The sequence below is a fragment of the Erwinia sp. S38 genome (genome assembly GCF_016624545.1).
Taxonomy (GTDB): Bacteria; Pseudomonadota; Gammaproteobacteria; order Enterobacterales; family Enterobacteriaceae; genus Erwinia; species Erwinia coffeiphila.
In genome coordinates this window covers 1-443 of record NZ_JACVTS010000080.1, presented here as the reverse complement: position 1 = coordinate 443, position 443 = coordinate 1, and the positions used below count along the sequence as shown (strand labels likewise).

At 52.8% G+C, this 443-nt stretch carries 1 rRNA gene; it reads left to right on the top strand.

The features are described 5' to 3' along the window. Positions 1-443 (top strand): 23S ribosomal RNA (locus IBT46_RS27075); the annotation flags it as partial.

The window sequence follows — 443 nt, the reverse complement described above, 5'->3', positions numbered from 1 at the left end:
ACCAGTACCGTGAGGGAAAGGCGAAAAGAACCCCGGCGAGGGGAGTGAAAAGAACCTGAAACCGTGTACGTACAAGCAGTGGGAGCATCCTTCGGGGTGTGACTGCGTACCTTTTGTATAATGGGTCAGCGACTTATATTCTGTAGCAAGGTTAACCGTATAGGGGAGCCGCAGGGAAACCGAGTCTTAACTGGGCGTTAAGTTGCAGGGTATAGACCCGAAACCCGGTGATCTAGCCATGGGCAGGTTGAAGGTTGGGTAACACTAACTGGAGGACCGAACCGACTAATGTTGAAAAATTAGCGGATGACTTGTGGCTGGGGGTGAAAGGCCAATCAAACCGGGAGATAGCTGGTTCTCCCCGAAAGCTATTTAGGTAGCGCCTCGTGAATTCATCTCCGGGGGTAGAGCACTGTTTCGGCTAGGGGGCCATCCCGGCTTAC